The sequence below is a fragment of the Streptomyces sp. YGL11-2 genome, assembly GCF_050054615.1.
In the GTDB taxonomy this organism is placed as follows: domain Bacteria; phylum Actinomycetota; class Actinomycetes; order Streptomycetales; family Streptomycetaceae; genus Streptomyces.
Genome location: NZ_JBNHIN010000015.1, coordinates 165524 through 181744, shown reverse-complemented (window position 1 = coordinate 181744; position 16221 = coordinate 165524). Strand labels below are relative to the sequence as shown.

The window sequence follows — 16221 nt, the reverse complement described above, 5'->3', positions numbered from 1 at the left end:
GTTACCGTCCGTGACCGGAGCGGGAGTGCGGGGCCCGGGGGCCCCGCCTAAGGTGTTCGCATGGCCCCGCGGCCCCCCGATCCCTCCACGGAGGGCTACGACCCCCGTGCCGACCGGAACCCGCCCCGGGTCGAGGAGGACGTCCCCGGGGTGTCCGACCACGAGCCCATCGCCCTGCGCGAGCGGCTGGCGCTCAACCGCATGGGCACCTTCGACTGGGACCTGGACACCGGGTTCATGGATCTGGACGCCGGGGCGATGGAGGTCTTCGACCTGCGGCCGGGCGAGTACGACGGCGGACCGATGTCCCTGATCTCCCGGGTGCCGCCCGAGGAGGGCACCCGGCTGGACGCGGCGCTCTCCCAGGCCCTCCAGGACGGCAACGCGTCGTACGGCGCGTACTTCCGGGTCCAGTGCCGCGACGGGACCCGGCGCTGGACGCACTCCCAGGGGCGGATCCTGCGCAACAGGGACGGCGTGGCGTACCGGATCATCGGCATCGTCCGGGAGGCGACCAGCGAGCTGGCCGACTCCGCGCTGCTGCGCTCGCTCCAGCGGGAGCGGCAGCGGCAGACCGTGATGGTGCAGCAGACCACGGCGGCGCTGGCCCGCGCGCTGTCCGTGGCGGATGTGACGCGGGTGCTGACCGGCCCCGGCGGCGCCCGGCGGTTCGGCGCCGACGGGCTGGTCCTCGGCCTGGTCAGGAACGGGCGCTTCGAGGTCATCGCCGCCGCCGGGATGGCCGGCGACGTCCCCGACGACATGATGAACTCGCGGCTGGACGACACCCTTCCGCTGTCCGACGCGGTGCGCTCGCGCCGGCCCAGCTTCCTCGGCACCCGCGGCGAGCTCATCGCCCGCTATCCCCGGCTGCGCCCGTACGTCGACCTGCTGCCGACCGGCAGCGCCGCGTTCCTGCCGCTGGTCGCCCAGGACACCGTGATCGGGGCGCTGGGGCTGTTCAACCACGAGCCGGCGGTGCAGTCGCCGGAGGCCCGGAACCTGGCCCTGGCACTGGCCGGCGTGGTGGCGCAGTCGGTGCAGCGGGCGACCCTCTTCGACCAGGAGCGGGAGTTCGCCACCGGGCTGCAGGCGGCGATGCTGCCGCGCCGGCTGCCGCCCATCGCGGGCGGCGAGGTCACCGTCCGCTACCACCCGGCGAGCGTCGGGCGCGACGTCGGCGGCGACTGGTACGACGTGATCGCCCTGCCGCAGGGGCGGGTCGGGCTGGTGGTCGGCGACGTCCAGGGCCACGACACACACGCGGCGGCGGTGATGGGCCAGTTGCGGATCGCGCTGCGCGCCTACGCCAGCGAGGGGCACACACCGGAGACGGTGCTGGTGCGGGCCTCCCGCTTCCTGGCCGAGCTGGAGACCGAGCGCTTCGCGACCTGCACCTATGTCCAGGCGGACCTGGAATCGGGGGCGCTGCACATCGCCCGCGCCGGCCACCTCGGCCCGCTGATCTGCGACAGCTCCCGGCACATCGCCTGGCCCGAGATCCGCGGCGGGCTGCCCCTGGGGCTGGCCACCGGCTTCGGGCACGACCACTTCCCGGAGACCCAGCTGTTCCTGGAGCCCGGCTCGACGCTGCTGCTGTGCACCGACGGCCTGGTCGAGCAGCCCGGCCGGGACATCTCGGACGGCATCGACGCGCTCTCCGCCGCGGTCCGCGCCGGCCCCGGCGAACTGGAGGCGCTGGCCGACCAGCTCTCCGCCCACCTGTGGGCCGAGCCCGGCTCGGACGACGACATGGCCCTCCTGCTGCTGCACCGGCACGCCGTCCCCGGGGAGGCCGCGACGCCCCGGCTGCGGCTCCATGTCCACCAGGCCGATCCGGCGGGTACCGCGGAGGTCCGCTCGGCGCTGCGCCGCACGCTCGACCAGTGGCGCGCGGGCGCGCTGACCCACAGCGTGGAGGTCGCCGCCTCCGAGCTGATCGCCAACGCCCTCACCCACACCGAGAGCGGCGCCCTGGTCTCCGTCGAGCTGCTGCCCGGCACCCCGCCCCGCATCCGGCTGGAGGTCGAGGACCGCTCCAGCCAGTGGCCCCGGCGGCGCAGGCCCGGCGAGACCGCGACCTCCGGGCGCGGGCTGCTGCTGGTCGAGGCGCTGGCCGACCGGTGGGGCGCCGAGCCGCGCGGGTCCGGCAAGGCGCTGTGGTGCGAGTTCGCCCTACCGGACGACCCGGCGCCGGCCGGGGACTGAACTGCCGCACCGCGCAAGGCTGTTGCGTGACGGACGAGCAGCCGGGACCGAGCCGCCGGAATCTCCCGAACCGCCGCGTCCGCCGTGCCAGGATGGCGGCGACGTCTGCCATGGGGAGGGCATGATGCGGGGGACGAGTGCCGGACGATGGTTTCCGGGCAAGGGCGCCGGCCGCGCCGTACTGATCGGGACCAGCCGCTTCACCAGTGCCGATCTGCCCGGCATCCCCTCGGTAGCGGCCAACCTCCAGGCGCTGTGGGCCGCGCTCACCCACCCCGACCGGGGCCTGCTGGCCCCGGAGCACTGCCGGGTGGTGGCGGACCCGACCGACGCGTCGGCTGTCGGGGCGGCGCTGGCCTGGGCGGTGCGCGAGGCGGACGACCTGCTGCTGGTCTACTACGCGGGCCATGGCGTGCTGGACGATGCCGGGCTGCTGCACCTCGGCCTGGTCCATACCGACCTCGACCAGGTCGGCTTCTCCGCCGTGCCGATCGATCTGGTCAAACGCCATGTGGGCGAGGCCCGGGCGAAGGCCCGGGTGCTGCTCGTCGACTGCTGCTTCTCGGGCAGAGCGGTCTCCGCGATGGCCGAGCCGACCAACCTGGCCGTCGGCCAGCTCGACCTGACGGGAACCTACACCCTCACGTCCACCACGAGAACTGCCCCCGCGCACGCGCCCGTCGGGGAGGCGTACACGGCCTTCACCGGTGCGCTGCTGGGCGCCCTGGCCGCGCCCGACCCGCTCACCCTGGACCAGATCCACAAGCGGGTCGACCACGAGCTGCACGGCCGGGGGCTGCCCCGGCCGCAGCGCCGGTCGGCGGGCGCGGCCGGCGCGCTGGCGCTGGTGCGGGGCCCGTCGGGGGCGGCCGGCGCGGCACACACGGTCCGGCCGCCGGGGAGGGTGCCGCCGCCCCCGTCGGCGCCGCCGCCCCCGCAGGCACCTCCACCGCCGCCGTACACACCGGGCTCCCCGGCGGCTCCGTCCCGGCCGCCGGGCCGCCGCCGGCCGCTGCTGATCGCCGCGGCGGCAGGCGGCGCGCTGGCGGTCCTGTTGACGTCGTCGCTGGTCAGAGGGGCCCTCGGGGGCGGCACGGACGGCAGCGGCGATACCGGCACTCCCCGGGGAGGCGGCACACCGCCCGCCGCCGCCCGGCCCGCCGCCGCGAAGGTGGTGTTCCGCGACCACCACCTGACCTGGCGGGCGGCGAGCTGCCTGGGACAGGTGTCCCAGGCCCTGGACCTGGACACCCCCTCCGTCACCTCCGGGCTGCTGGACGGTTCCCAGGACACCGAGCTGGACTACGTCGGCTGCCAGCACGGGATGAGCGGTGCCCAGGCCGTCATCACCGTCGGCGGCGGCTACGGCAGCCCGGTCAGGGCGGGCACCGCCGACGCCGGGACCAACACCGGCGAGGCGTGCCGGGCGGCGGCCGAGGGCAACCCGCTGGGTGCCAACACCAACGCCGGGAAGATCGCCCCCGGCACGGTCTGGTGCGTGGTGACCACGAAGAACCAGGTGGCGAAGATGACCTTCGACAAGGTGGACAGCACGGACACCAGCAGCAACGCCACGGCGGACAACCCGACGTTCGAGCTGTCCGTCACCGTGTGGGCAGCGCCCTGAGCCGGCCCCGAGCGGCAGGCGCCCGGCTCAGTCCTCCGGCCCGTACCACAGCGTCGTGATGTTGCAGAACTCGCGGATGCCGTGCCCGGAGAGCTCCCGTCCGTAGCCGGAGCGCTTGGCGCCGCCGAAGGGGAGGCCGGGGTGGGAGGCGGTCATGCCGTTGAAGAAGACCCCGCCGGCCTGGATGTCCCGTGCCAGCCGGGCCTGTTCGCCGGCGTCCCGGGTCCAGGCGTTGGAGCCGAGCCCGAACGGCGTGTCGTTGGCGAGGGCGATCGCCTCGTCCAGATCGGCGACGCGGTAGAGCGTGGCGACCGGCCCGAACGCCTCCTCGCGGTGGATCCGCATGCTCGGGGTGACGCCGGTGAGCACGGTCGGCTCGTAGAACCATCCGGCGCGGTGCTCCGGTGGCCGCCGGCCGCCGCAGAGGGCACGGGCGCCCCGGTGGACCGCGTCGTCGACGAGTTCCTCCAGGTCGGAGCGGCCCTGCTCGCTGGCGAGCGGCCCGATGTCGGTGTGCTCGTCCATCGGGTCGCCGACGGTCAGCGCCGCCATGCGCGCGGTGAACCGCTCGCAGAAGGCGTCGTGGACGTCCTGGTGCACGATGAACCGCTTGGCCGCGATGCACGACTGCCCGTTGTTCTGGACGCGGGCCGTCACCGCGACCCGGGCGGCCTTGTCGAGGTCGGCGGAGGGCAGCACGAGATACGGGTCGCTGCCGCCCAGTTCGAGGACGGTCTTCTTGACCTCGTCGCCGGCGATGGCGGCGACCGAGCGCCCGGCGGGCTCGCTGCCGGTCAGCGTGGCGGCGGCGATCCGCGGGTCGCGGAGGATCTCCTCGATGGCGGCGGCGCCGACCAGGAGGGTCTGGAAGCAGCCCTCGGGGTAGCCCGCGCGGCGGAAGAGTTCTTCCAGGTAGAGCGCGGTCTGCGGGACGTTCGAGGCGTGCTTGAGGAGTCCCGTGTTGCCGGCCATGAGGGCGGGGGCGGCGAACCGTACGACCTGCCAGAGCGGGAAGTTCCAGGGCATGACGGCAAGGACGGTGCCGATCGGGCGGTAGCGGACCACGGCGCGGATCGCGCCGGAGTCGCTGACGTCGGCGGGGTCGGGGTGCTCGTCGGCGAGCAACTCCTCGGCGTGGTCGGCGTACCAGCGCATCGCCTTGACGCATTTCGCGGCCTCGGCGCGGGCCTGGACCAGGGGTTTGCCCATCTCGGTGGTCATCGTGCGGGCGATGCCGTCCCGGTCGGCGTCCAGCAGATCGGCGGCGGTGTGCAGGAGTTCGGCGCGGCGGGCGAAGGTCGTGGTGCGGTGCTCCTGGAACGCCTGGTCCGCGCGGACCAGGTGGTCTTCGATCTCGCCCGCGTTGAGCGCGTCGAAGGTCTTGAGGGTCTCGCCGGTGGCCGGGTTGACGGTGGCGATCGCCATGATCGGCACCTCCTTGGCGGTGCGGGAGTGGTGCGCGGCGGAAGGGGCGCGTCGGCAGCGGGCGCGCGGCGCGGCGGCCGTCCCCGCGTACGGACGCGGAGGGCCGGGCCGCCCCTAGGTGAGGGGTGACGGGGCCGGGGACGGCTCGGGGACCGGGTCCGGGTCGGGCCCGGGGGGCCGCGGTACCGGTGAGGGCTCCGGCGGGATGGGTTCGGGCGGCGCGGGCGGGGTCGGCGGTCCGGGGAGCGGCTCCGGGACCGGGCTCGGCGGCGGCTCCGGGACAGGGCTCGGCGGGGGCTCTGGGACAGGGCCGGGCGGGGGGCCTCCGGGGTCCGGGGGGATCGGCGGGGGCTGGGGTTCGCGGACGCGCGCGCGGTCGCTGCGCGGTAGCGGTTGCCGCTGCACTGCGGGCCTCCGGATTGAGACGGCTGGTGGCGTATGAGCCCCCGTACCCGAGTCTCGCCCGTTCACGGCCCGGGCGCACGACGGGGTGCCGCGGGTGGGACCGCCGGCGGGCGGCACGGCGGCCGGGGCGCCGGCCGGCCCCGGCTCCGATGCCTGCTGCGGCCGGCCGTCACGGCTGCGGGTCCCGGGCGTCGTACCGGGCGAACGCCCGCCGCCCGAGCCCGAGTCCGGCCACCACGAGGATGCAGGCCAGTCCGCCGCCGATCACGGCCGTGGCGGGCGAGGTCAGCGCGGACACCGACCCGGCGAGGAAGTCGCCCAGCCGCGGGCCGCCCGCGACCACCACGATGAACACGCCCTGGAGACGGCCGCGCATCCGGTCCGGGGTGGCGGCCTGCAGCATGGTGCTGCGGAACACCATCGACACGGTGTCCGAGCAGCCCGCGACGGCCAGGAAGAACAGGCCCAGCCACAGGTTCCGGGACAGCCCGAAGGCGGCGATGGCGGCGCCCCAGGAGACGACCGCGATCAGGATGGCCAGGCCGTGCCGGCGGACGCCGCCCAGCCAGCCGGAGAACAGCCCGCCCAGGACGGCGCCCACCGCGGGCGCGGCGACCAGCAGGCCGACGGTCTTGGCGTCCCCGGCGAACCAGAGGACCGCGATCGCGGGGAACAGCGCGCGCGGCTGGGCCAGCACCATCGCCGCCATGTCGGAGAAGAACGTCATCCGCAGGTTCGGCCGGGTGGCAAGGAAGCGCAGCCCGTCCAGGACGGAGGCGCGGCGCCGCGGTCCGTCGCCGTGGTCGGGCCGCATCGCGGGCAGCCGCCACATCGCGTACAGCGAGCCGCCGAACGCCAGCACATCGACCAGGTACGCGGCCTGGTAGCCCCACAGGCCGACGATGACGCCGCCCAGCATCGGCCCGCCCATCAGGCCGAGGTTGGTGGTCAGCGACTGGAGGGCGTTGGCGGCCGGCAACTGCTCCTTGGGGAGCAGGCGGGGGATCATCGAGGAGCGGGCCGGCGAGTTCAGCGCGAAGCAGACGGCCTGGAGGGCGACGACGGAGTAGAGCAGCCATACCCGGTGGTAGCCGACCAGCGCGGCGGCGGCCAGTACGACGGACATGGTCGTGGCGCCGGCGGCGCTGCACAGGCCCAGTTTGCGGCGGTCGACGGTGTCGGCGACGGCGCCGCCGTAGAGCCCGAAGACGACCAGCGGGACCAGCGAGCACAGGCCCACCAGGCCGACCGAGAAGGTGGACCGGGTGATGGCGTAGACCTGGAGGGAGACCGCGAGCGCGGTCATCTGCTGTCCCATCCAGGAGACGGTGTTGCCGCACCACAGGCGGCGGTAGTCGGGGGAGGCGCGCAGCGGGGTCAGATCGGCGAATATCCGTGCGCGCAGGGGTATTTCACCGGGCCCGTCCTTCTCGGAGGGCGTCGCGTCAGAAGTCGTTGTAGGTGGCACGCGGCAGTAAACCACGCGGTACGGCCGCGATGGAATAGGCGCAGGGCGGCAGCACCCCTTACCGGCGGGGTGTCCGCCGCTACCGGTCGCCGGGCTCCGGCAGCCCGTACACCCGCTGCGCGTTCTCCGCCGCGACCATCGCGCCGACCCGCCGGGCGTCCTGTGCCGACCAGGCCCCGGACTCGGTCCAGGCGCCCAGGACGGAGCCCAGGGCGGTCCGGAACAGTGCGCTGCCGACGAGATACAGCTCCGGCAGGCCGTGCGCGTCGGTCGAGAACAGCAGCTTGCCGAACGGTGCCAGCTCCAGGAATTCGGCGAGCACCGCCTGGGCCCGCGGACCGACGTGGGTGAGCGCCAGCCCGACGTCTGCGTAGACGTGCGGGAAGACGCCGGCCAGGTAGGCGGCCTGCCGGTGGTACGGGTAGCAGTGCAGCAGCACCAGGTCGGTGCCGGTGTCGGCGGTGGCCCGGATCAGGCCGGTGAGCAGCGCCGGGTCGGCCTGGTCGAGCCGCAGGTCCGGGTCGCCGAAGCCGGTGTGGATCTGGAGCGGGCGGCCGGTGGCCACGGCCAGCCAGATGAGGTGGCGCAGGAGCACGGGGTCGCTGAGCCGGCTCGCGCCGGCGGCGAGCCAGGCGCCGGCCGCCGCCCGTACGTCGTCGTGGCCGGGCGGCCGGGGATCCAGCGCGAGACCGTGCCGGTAGGCGGCCACCGACTTGAACCCGACGGCGGTCCGCGCCGCCTCCAGGACGGCCCGGCCGAGGTCTTCCAGGAACTCCTCGGTGCCGCTCGCCGCGCCCGCGATCCGCTCCGCCAGCGACTCCAGCCGGACCACCTCGAAGCCGGTGCCGCCGCCCGCCTGAGCGGTCTCGGCCGGGCCGGTGAGGTCGCCCGGCAGCCCGGTGTCCACCAGGTAGGTGCCGATCCCGGCGGCGGACAGCAGCCGGCGGCGGGTCTCCGCCGGGCCCAGCTCACGGCGGCGGGCCAGGTAGTCGCCGGGCGGACAGTGCGCGGGCAGGTCCAGCAGCGGCGGGCACCAGCGGCGGACCGCGAACCCGGCCTGGGTGTCGAAGAAGCTGGTGCCCTCCGCGGGCGGCCGTTCCGCCTGGCTGAGGAACGCGGCGAACGTCCCCGGGTCCGGCTCGTGCCGCAGCACGCCGTGGCAGTGCTGGTCCACCAGCGGCGGCAGCTCGCCGGGAGTGCCGGGCCCCAGGGCGTCCACGGCCGTCACCAGCGCCACCGGGTGGCGGCGGCGATCGCCTCCGGGGAGCTGTCCGCGAAGTGCGCCTCCTCGGCCCGGCGAACCGCGAGCACCGCGCCGTGCAGCACCTCGCCGAGCGCCTCGTGGAGCGGTGCCGACTTCTCCAGCCGGTCGGCGGCCTCGGTGAGGGTGGCGGGCAGTCGGACGATGCCGCGCCGGGCGCGTTCGCGGACGCCGAGGACGCCCGGGTCGCCGGTCTGCGGGTCGGGCAGCTGGGCGGCGGTCTCGATGCCGTGCAGCCCGGCGGCGATCACCGCGCCGACGGCGAGGTAGGGGTTGGCGGCGGCGTCGAAGGTCTTGACCTCGGCGTGGCCGCCGTCCGGGTCGCCGGGCGCGCCGGTGATCAGGCGGAGCGCGGCCTCGCGGTTCTCCACGCCCCAGCACTGGTAGATCCCGGCCCAGTGGGAGGGCAGCAGCCGCAGATAGCTGGCGGGCGAGGGGCAGCCGATGGCGAGCAGGGCGGGCAGCGCGTCCAGGACGCCGCCGAGGAAGGCCACCGCGTCGGGCGCCAGGCCCCATGCGGCGTCCGGCGCGCGGTGCAGGCTCGTGCCGTCGCGGTAGAGGCTCAGGTGCAGATGGCAGCCGTTGCCGACCTCGCCGGCGACGACGGCGGGGGCGAAGGTGGCGCGCAGGCCGTGCCGGGCGGAGACGGCACGGACGGTCTCGCGGACCAGCACCGTGTCGTCGGCGGCCCGCACCGGATCGCCGGGCGCCGTGGTGACCTCGAACTGGCCGGGCGCGTACTCGGGGTGGAGCTGGAGGACGTCGACGCCCTGGACGGTCAGCGCCTCGGTGACGTCGCGGAGGTAGTCGGAGAGTTCGACGACCCGGGTCATGCCGTACGCCGGGCCCAGGCACGGGTATGCGAGGACGTCGGGGTCGTCCGTGGCCCGGGTGACCACCCACTCGGTCTCGAAGCCCATCCGCAGGTCGAGGCCGGCGGCGGTGGCCCGGTCGGCCATCCTGCGGGCGAACAGCCGCTGGCAGGCGGGGTGCGGCTGCCCGAGCTGGTCGTAGCGGTCGGCCGGCGCCCAGGCCCAACCGGGCTGCGCGGCAAGGGAGGTGAGGCGGTCCAGGTCGGGGAAGAGCCGCAGATCGCCGTCGGGCCCGCCGAGATGTGCGGATTCGGTGATGGCGTCGTCGGAGGTGAAGACGTCGAAGACCGGCGACATCCCCACGCCCCGCTCCACGGCGTCCGTGAGCCGTTGCGCCGGAACGGTCTTGACGCGCGTGATGCCCGCGTTGTCCACCGAGGTCAGCGCCACGTTCCGGACGCCTTCCGCCTCCAGCCGCGCCGCCGACTGACGGGCGGTCTCGCGCTGTTCCGCAGCCCGCGATCCCATAGAGCAGTCCTCACTTGGCCGTGCCGATCCCTCGGCGCCCGTTCCCGCTGTGCGCCGGTCGGGCCAGGGCCTTCCCGGTCAGGGGCAGTTGAACTCGCACCATACGCACTTTCCGCCGCCGCGCGGCTCCACTCCCCACACATCCGCCAGCCGGTCGACGAGCAGCAGCCCGCGGCCGGAGACCCCGGCCTCGCCCGGTTCCCGGCGCCGCGGCAGGCTGCTCGACCGGTCCTCGACCTCCACCCGCAGCCGCCGCTCGACACCGTGCGGCATCCGGATGTTCACCACGGCCTCGCCGTCGGTGTGCAGCAGCGCGTTGGTGATCAGCTCGTCGGCGACCAGCTCGATCTCCTCGGAGCGCTCCCGGGCACCCCAGGCGCGTACCGCCGCACGGATCATGTGCCGGGCGGCGGAGAGCCCTTCGGGGTCGGCGGGGGCGATGTGCTGCCGGAAGCGGCCCACGGTGTCGTGCTCCGGCACGCCGAGCCGGCGCAGCAGGAGCAGCGCCATGTCGTCCTCGCCGGTCCGGCCGTCCGCCGACTCGCAGAGCCGGTCGGCGAGTTGCTGGACGTCCTGGGGGCCCTCCCGGATGTCCCTGGCCAGGTGCCGCATCCCGATGTCGAGGTCGGTGCCCGGCTCCTCGACCAGGCCGTCCGTGCACAGCACCAGGGTGTCCCCCGGCGCGAGGTGGATGGTGGTCACCGGGTAGTCGAGCAGCCGGAACTCCGACGAGATCCCGAGCGGCAGCCCGCCGGCGACCGGCAGCCGACGGCAGATGCCCTCCGCGTGCCGCACCAGCGGGTCGATGTGGCCGGCCCGTACGAAACGGGCCGCGCCGGTACTCAGGTCCGCGTCGACGTACGTGCACGTGGCGAAGCGGTCGGTGTCGAGTTCGTTGAGGAAGGCGGAGGCGCGGGCCACCACGGTGGCGGGCGCGTGCCCTTCGGCGGCGTACGCGCGCAGCACGATCCGCAGCTGCCCCATCAGCGCCGCGGCCTGGGTGTCGTGCCCCTGGACGTCGCCGATGACCGCGGCGACCCGGCCGTCCGGCAGCGGGATCACGTCGTACCAGTCGCCGCCGATGTCCCGGCCCATCCGGGCGGAGCGGTAGCGGACGGCGATCTGCGCCTCCGCGACACCGGGGATCCGGCGCGGCAGCATCGCCTGCTGGAGGCCCGCGGCGATCTCGTGCTCCTGGTCGTAGAGCATCGCGCGGGCCAGGCTCTGCGCGATGCTGCTGCCCAGCGCGACCAGCACATTGCGCTCCTGGTCGCGGAACTCGCTCTCGCGCTCGAAGAACAGCCCGATGACGCCGATCGGGCGGCCCTGGGCGATCAGCGGCAGATACGCGGCGGAGCCGATCTTCAGAGGCTCGATGGCCGGCCACAGCCGCGGATAGCCGTACCGGAACTCGTCCCGGGTCTTCACGAAGCGCGGGGTGAGCGACCGCACGACCTCGCTCATCGGGAACGCGTCGCCGATCCGCGTGAACTCCAGGTCCGGTACGAAGCTCCCGGCCCTGCCCTCGGAGACCAGCCGGATACGCCCCGCCTCGACCAGTCCGAGGATCACGTTCTCCGCCCCCAGCCGGCTCAGCCCCTGCTCGTCGGCGAGTACCGCGATCACCTCGCCCACCGTTCTGGCGTGGGCCAGGGCGGCGGTGGTGCGCTCGACGAGGCTGGTGTGCCGGCGGCGCTCCTCGGTGATCGCGATCCGCTCGGCCGCCTGGGTGTATTCGTCGCTGGCGTCCCGCACCACCCCGATGATCCGGCGCGGCCGGCCGGTCTCGTCGCGGCGGATGCTGCCCTGGGCGTGGGTCCAGCGCAGTGCGCCGTCGCGCATCCGGACCCGGAAGTAGGCACCGTAGGAGTGGCTGCCGTCCTTGAGCGCGCGCGTCACCAGGGCGTCCAGCCGAGCCGCCTCATGGCTCGGTACACGGCAGCTGAGGGTTTCCGGACGGTCGTCGTACTCCTCCGGAAGCAGGTCGAAAACCTCCAGGGCGGGCGGATCCAGGTGCATCAGCCCGCTGTCGAGGTCCCAGTCGAAGCCGCCCATCCCGTTGAGGGCCAGGGTCAGGTCCGGGTGGGCGGGCCAGTCGTCCGGCACCGACACGGTGGGCCGCTTCGCTCCCCGGTCAGCCATGCCGTCACTTTGCCACATTCACCCGTATTGCGGCTTGTCCAGGCGGCCGGCCGCTCCAGATCGTCCGCGCGACCGTCCTGCTGATCGCCGAGCACGGCTTACGGGGCGTACAGGTCACCGACCTCGCCGCCGCCTGCGGCACCAGCCCGGCCGCCGCGCACCACCACTTCCCGGGCGCGACGAGCTGCTGGAGGCGGCGCTGCGCCGGTGCAAGGACGAGGACGCCGAGCAGCGCGCGGCCGGGCTCGCCGCGGCCCCGGACGCCCACGCCGAGCTGCTGGATCTGATCACGCTGCGGCCCCCGCGCACCGAGCGGCAGCGCCGGCAGTGGCTGGTCCGGCTCGACCTGTGGGCGCAGGCCGCCTGCGACACCGCCGCCCCGGATGCGACCCTGAGACCGCACGCGTCCGACAGGCGAACGGAGATCAGGGTTATGTCCACTCAGGGCCACCGCATCGAGATCGAGCAGGGCACCGAGCGCGTCCGGGTCGAGCTCGGCGGGCAGTTGCTCGCCGACAGCCGCCGTCCGCTGCTGCTCCGCGAAACCGGCTACCCGGTGCGGTACTACCTGCCGCCGGAGGATGTCCGCACCGATCTGCTGACTCCGTCTCAGACCCACACCGTCTGCCCGTTCAAGGGCACCGCCTCCTACTGGTCGCTCGCCGACGGCCCCGAGGACGTCGCCTGGGCCTACCCCGAGCCGCACGCCGCGGTCGCGCAGATCAAGGACCATCTCTGCTTCTACGACGTGCGGTTGGGCTAGCGGCTGTCCGGTGGGTCGGGGGGCGGGACTGGGGCCGCGAGCTCCCCCGACTACCGCTGGGAAGCGTCCCCCGGCACCGCGCCCCGCCCCGCCCCGGGCAGCAGACCCCCGGCGGGAAAGCCTCCCGCCGGCGGGCGCGGGTCCCTTGACGCAGACACGGCCGACTTCCCGGATCTTCCGGGACCTACCGGGACCTACCGGGACCTACCGGGACCTACCGGGACCTACCGGGACCTACCGGGATCTGCTGGCGTCTGCTGGCATCTGCCGGGACGGCCCGCGGTTAGGGCGTCCACCGCCCGACGGCGCACAATCGAAGGGTGAGCGACCCGGAGGAAACCCGACGCCCGCCCCGTCACGACGAGGGCGGCGACCCCGCCTGCTGGCTGGACCAGGTCTGCGACGCCTGCGGCCGGATCCGCGAACGGCCCGGCAGCACCGTCTGCGACCACTGCGGAGCAGAGCAGGACGATCAGGACGCCGAGCAGGACGCCGAGCAGGACGCAGCGACCGGCACGGACACCGGAGCAGCCGCCGACCCCCCGCCCGCCGACCCCGGTCGCCGCCGGGACCGCGACGAACAGGGCCGGGCCCGCAACGCCCGCCCGCGCGACGGGCTCGGCCGCCCCCTCCCGTACGGGTCCGAGGGCGTCGCACGGCAGCCCGAGGGCGTGGCGCGTGCGCCGGAGGCGTCGCTGTCCGAAGCCCAGCGGCTGCTGGACGCCGGGATGCCGTTCCACGCCCACGAGGTCCTGGAGGACGCCTGGAAGGCGGCCCCTGAGGCCGAGCGGGAGCTGTGGCGCGGTCTGGCCCAGCTCGCCGTCGGACTCACGCACGCGGCCCGCGGCAACGCCACCGGCGGTACCGCGCTGCTGGTCCGCGGCGCGGCGGCCATCGCCCCGTACACGGCCACGGCCCCGTACGGGATCGACGTCGGCGGGCTGACGGCCTGGGCGCGGGAGCTGACGGACCGCCTCGGCGGCGCTCCGTCCGGCCGCGCGGGCGGTCCGGTGCCGGCGGCCGGGACGGCACCCCGGCTGCGCAGGCCCTGAGGACCGGTCGTGTCCCCCAGGGCCTGTCCGATGGAGATGGAGGTAGGGGTCTAGGAGCGGTTGACCGGATCGTCCTCGTCCGCGCCGTTGAAGCCCCAGTCCAGCAGCGCCCCGGCCTCCTTGTACACGCCGTTGGCCTCCCCGGACTGCGGGTTGAGGACGGTGGCGATCAGGGTGTGGCCGTTGCGCCGGGCGGCCGCGATCAGCGTGTTGCCGGCCTTGCTGGTGTAGCCGTTCTTGACGCCGATGATGCCCGGGTAGCGGGACAGACCGTGCGAGCCGACCAGCATCCGGTTGGTGTTCTCGATCTCGGTGGTGGCGCCGCCGGCGCCGGGGAACCTGGCGCGGGCGGTGGAGCAGTAGCGGGCGAAGTCGGCGTTGGCGAGCCCCGCGCGGGCGAAGACCGTCAGGTCGTACGCCGAGGACACCTGGCCGGGCTCGTCGTAGCCGTCCGGCGATTTGACCGTGGTGTCGTGGGCGCCCAGTTTCCGGGCGGTCTGCTGCATCTCGCGGGCGGTGGCCGACCAGCCGCCGTTCATCGAGGCGAGCACATGCACCGCGTCGTTGCCGGAGCGCAGGAAGACTCCGTGCCACAGGTCGGAGACCCTGTAGCGCCCGCCCCGGCGGACGCCGACGACACTGCTGCCGGCGCCGAGGCCGGCGAGGTCTTCGGAGCCGACCTGGCGGACCCGGCCGGCGGAGAACTTCGGCAGGACGGTGACCGCGAAGAGGGTCTTGAGGGTGCTGGCCGGGGCGAGTTGGCGATGCGGATTCCTGGCTGCCAGCACGCGCCCGGTATCCGCGTCGGCGACCGTCCAGGCCAGGGCACTCAGTCCGCTGGGCAACCGCCGCCGCCGGGCGGGCGCCGCGGTCGGCGCCGCGGCGGCCAGGCCGGGGTGGCGGCCGGTCGGTCGGTTGGGGTGGGCATGGGCCGGTATGGACGTCAGGGTCATCACGGCGACGGCGGTGAGCGCCATCGCACCGGCCTTCTTGGACACACACGCGTCAGATGCCATGTCGTCACGCTATGGAGAGCGCGCGGGAGTCGCAGCACAGATGCGCCAGACGGGCCATGCGGTCCGTGATCCGCGCGGCGCACCGGATCCGTGCGCAGCTGCAAAGGACCCGCCCGGTGCGACGGGGGATGCACACCGGGCGGGTCACAGCACTTTTCTACCGCATGGCTGAACGGTTACGCATCAAAAACGTGTTCGTTTACGGATTACCAGGCCACGGGCAGCGAAATCAGGCCACGTGCCCGAAGTGCCCGACGGTGCCGCAACTCCCCCCGAGGAACGTCCAGCCGCAGCCCCGGGAAGCGGCCGATGAGCGCCCCGAGCGCGATCTCCGCCTCCATACGGGCCAGCGGCGCACCCAGGCAGTAGTGGATGCCGTGTCCCAGCGCGAGGTGCCCGGAGAGCTCCCGGCCCCGGTCCAGCCTGTCCGGATCGGGGAACCGGGCCGGGTCACGGTTCGCGGACGCGATCGACAGCAGCACCGCCTCGCCCGCCGGGATCCGTACACCTCCGATGTCCAGGTCCTCGACGGGGAAACGGCGGATCGCCAGCGGGGCCGGTCCGTCGAAGCGGAGGAACTCCTCCACGGCCGCCGGGAGTTCGGCTGGATTTCGGCGCAACTGGGCGAGCTGCTCGGGGTGATCGAGCAGCGTGAGGACGGAGTTGCCGATGAGCTGGACGGTGTTCTCGTAGCCGGCGAAGAGGATGAGGAAGGCGAGCGAGGTCAGTTCGTCCTCGGTGAGCCGGTCGCCGGCCGCGCCACCGGCGGCGCCCTCGGGCTCGTCGCGCACCGCGATCAGGTCGGAGAGCAGATCGTCGCCGGGCTCGGCGCGCTTGGCCGCGATCAGCCCGGTGTAGAACTCCTGCATCGCGCCGACCGCCTCCTTCATCGCCTGCGGCCGGCCGGGGTCCGGGGTGATGAGGGCGTCCGACCAGGCCAGGAAGTCGCGCCGGTCGTCCTGCGGGATGCCGAGCAGCTCACAGATGACGGTGATCGGCAGCGGGCCCGCGTAGTCCGCGACGAGTTCCGCGCGGCCGTTCTCCTCCATGGCATCCAGCAGTGCGTCGGCGACCCGCTGCACGGGGGCGCGCAGTGCCCGGACACGCCCCGGGGTGAACGCCTTGGCCGCCAGGCGACGGATCCGGGTGTGGTCCGGCGGGTCCATGTTCATCAGGTTGGCGTCCAGGGCGGGCGGCAGGTCGAAACCGCGGTAACTGCCGGGCGCGGCATGGCGCTTGTCGAGGGAGAGCCGGGGGTCGGCCAGCGCGCGGCGGACGTCGTCGTAGCGGGTGACCAGCCAGGCGGGCCGCCCGTCGGCGCCGGTGATCCGGTGCACCGGGCCGGCTTCGCGCAGCACGGCGTAGCCGGCGTACGGATCGTCGAGCAGGGGCGTCACGTCGATGGGGGCGTCGGGGCCGGTCTCGGCGGTGTTCTGCATGGTTCCCGACTCTAGGGCCTGACCGATGGGTCAGGGTCGGACAGGCCCCGGATCAGGGCGTTGAACCCCCGCCGG

The 16221-nt window shown here is 74.4% G+C and carries 11 protein-coding genes and 1 pseudogene; 5 read left to right on the top strand and 7 right to left on the bottom strand.

Features of this window, described 5'->3' with window-relative positions; genetic code table 11:
• The first annotated feature begins 60 nt into the window (after positions 1-60).
• Together ACO1BR_RS19375 and ACO1BR_RS19370 are read left to right on the top strand one after the other, a co-directional pair.
• Complete coding sequence (locus tag ACO1BR_RS19375; RefSeq protein WP_426796312.1) at positions 61-2208, top strand: SpoIIE family protein phosphatase; 2148 nt, start codon at positions 61-63, stop codon at positions 2206-2208.
• A gap of 124 nt (positions 2209-2332) precedes the next feature.
• Positions 2333-3835, top strand: a complete 1503-nt coding sequence (locus ACO1BR_RS19370) for a caspase family protein (protein WP_426796311.1) — start codon at positions 2333-2335, stop codon at positions 3833-3835.
• Between the two features lie 27 nt (positions 3836-3862).
• On the opposite strand, the gene ACO1BR_RS19365 is transcribed toward ACO1BR_RS19370, so the two are convergent.
• The 5 genes from ACO1BR_RS19365 to ACO1BR_RS19345 form a co-directional block, all read right to left on the bottom strand.
• On the bottom strand, positions 3863-5260 hold the full coding sequence (locus tag ACO1BR_RS19365) for an NADP-dependent succinic semialdehyde dehydrogenase (protein ID WP_426796310.1): 1398 nt from the start codon (positions 5258-5260) through the stop codon (positions 3863-3865).
• A 574-nt stretch (positions 5261-5834) separates the two neighbouring features.
• On the bottom strand, positions 5835-7133 hold the full coding sequence (locus ACO1BR_RS19360) for an MFS transporter (protein ID WP_426796309.1): 1299 nt from the start codon (positions 7131-7133) through the stop codon (positions 5835-5837).
• 79 nt (positions 7134-7212) lie between these two features.
• Entirely contained in the window at positions 7213-8361 is a 1149-nt protein-coding gene (locus tag ACO1BR_RS19355; RefSeq protein ID WP_426796308.1) for an amidohydrolase family protein, read from the bottom strand.
• The gene (locus tag ACO1BR_RS19350) at positions 8358-9734 is read right to left on the bottom strand and encodes a glutamine synthetase family protein (RefSeq protein ID WP_426796307.1); all 1377 of its coding nucleotides are present in this window, start codon (positions 9732-9734) and stop codon (positions 8358-8360) included. The genes ACO1BR_RS19355 and ACO1BR_RS19350 overlap by 4 nt, the downstream gene beginning before the upstream one ends.
• A 78-nt stretch (positions 9735-9812) precedes the next feature.
• On the bottom strand, positions 9813-11876 hold the full coding sequence (locus ACO1BR_RS19345) for a SpoIIE family protein phosphatase (protein WP_426796306.1): 2064 nt from the start codon (positions 11874-11876) through the stop codon (positions 9813-9815).
• 41 nt (positions 11877-11917) lie between these two features.
• Between ACO1BR_RS19345 and ACO1BR_RS19340 the strand changes: the two are divergent.
• From ACO1BR_RS19340 to ACO1BR_RS19330, 3 genes and pseudogenes are all read left to right on the top strand, one after another.
• Positions 11918-12249, top strand: a pseudogene (locus tag ACO1BR_RS19340) (helix-turn-helix domain-containing protein); the annotation flags it as partial.
• A 60-nt stretch (positions 12250-12309) separates the two neighbouring features.
• Complete coding sequence (locus ACO1BR_RS19335; protein ID WP_159507048.1) at positions 12310-12639, top strand: DUF427 domain-containing protein; 330 nt, start codon at positions 12310-12312, stop codon at positions 12637-12639.
• 416 nt (positions 12640-13055) lie between these two features.
• Positions 13056-13691 (top strand): DUF309 domain-containing protein, encoded by a 636-nt coding sequence (locus ACO1BR_RS19330; protein ID WP_426796334.1) that lies wholly within the window; start codon positions 13056-13058, stop codon positions 13689-13691.
• 50 nt (positions 13692-13741) lie between these two features.
• Here ACO1BR_RS19330 and ACO1BR_RS19325 read toward each other — a convergent pair whose 3' ends face one another.
• Both ACO1BR_RS19325 and ACO1BR_RS19320 read right to left on the bottom strand, forming a co-directional pair.
• On the bottom strand, positions 13742-14707 hold the full coding sequence (locus ACO1BR_RS19325) for a D-alanyl-D-alanine carboxypeptidase family protein (protein ID WP_426796305.1): 966 nt from the start codon (positions 14705-14707) through the stop codon (positions 13742-13744).
• A 206-nt stretch (positions 14708-14913) separates the two neighbouring features.
• Entirely contained in the window at positions 14914-16146 is a 1233-nt protein-coding gene (locus ACO1BR_RS19320) for a cytochrome P450 family protein (RefSeq protein ID WP_426796304.1), read from the bottom strand.
• Between the last annotated feature and the right edge of the window lie 75 nt (positions 16147-16221).

Coding starts and splice junctions, on each gene's coding strand:
- ACO1BR_RS19375 (WP_426796312.1), top strand. CDS start 61: ATGGCCCCGCGGCCCCCCGATCCCTCCACGGAGGGCTACGACCCCCGT.
- ACO1BR_RS19370 (WP_426796311.1), top strand. CDS start 2,333: ATGCGGGGGACGAGTGCCGGACGATGGTTTCCGGGCAAGGGCGCCGGC.
- ACO1BR_RS19365 (WP_426796310.1), bottom strand. CDS start 5,260: ATGGCGATCGCCACCGTCAACCCGGCCACCGGCGAGACCCTCAAGACC.
- ACO1BR_RS19350 (WP_426796307.1), bottom strand. CDS start 9,734: ATGGGATCGCGGGCTGCGGAACAGCGCGAGACCGCCCGTCAGTCGGCG.
- ACO1BR_RS19345 (WP_426796306.1), bottom strand. CDS start 11,876: ATGGCTGACCGGGGAGCGAAGCGGCCCACCGTGTCGGTGCCGGACGAC.
- ACO1BR_RS19335 (WP_159507048.1), top strand. CDS start 12,310: ATGTCCACTCAGGGCCACCGCATCGAGATCGAGCAGGGCACCGAGCGC.
- ACO1BR_RS19325 (WP_426796305.1), bottom strand. CDS start 14,707: ATGGCATCTGACGCGTGTGTGTCCAAGAAGGCCGGTGCGATGGCGCTC.
- ACO1BR_RS19320 (WP_426796304.1), bottom strand. CDS start 16,146: ATGCAGAACACCGCCGAGACCGGCCCCGACGCCCCCATCGACGTGACG.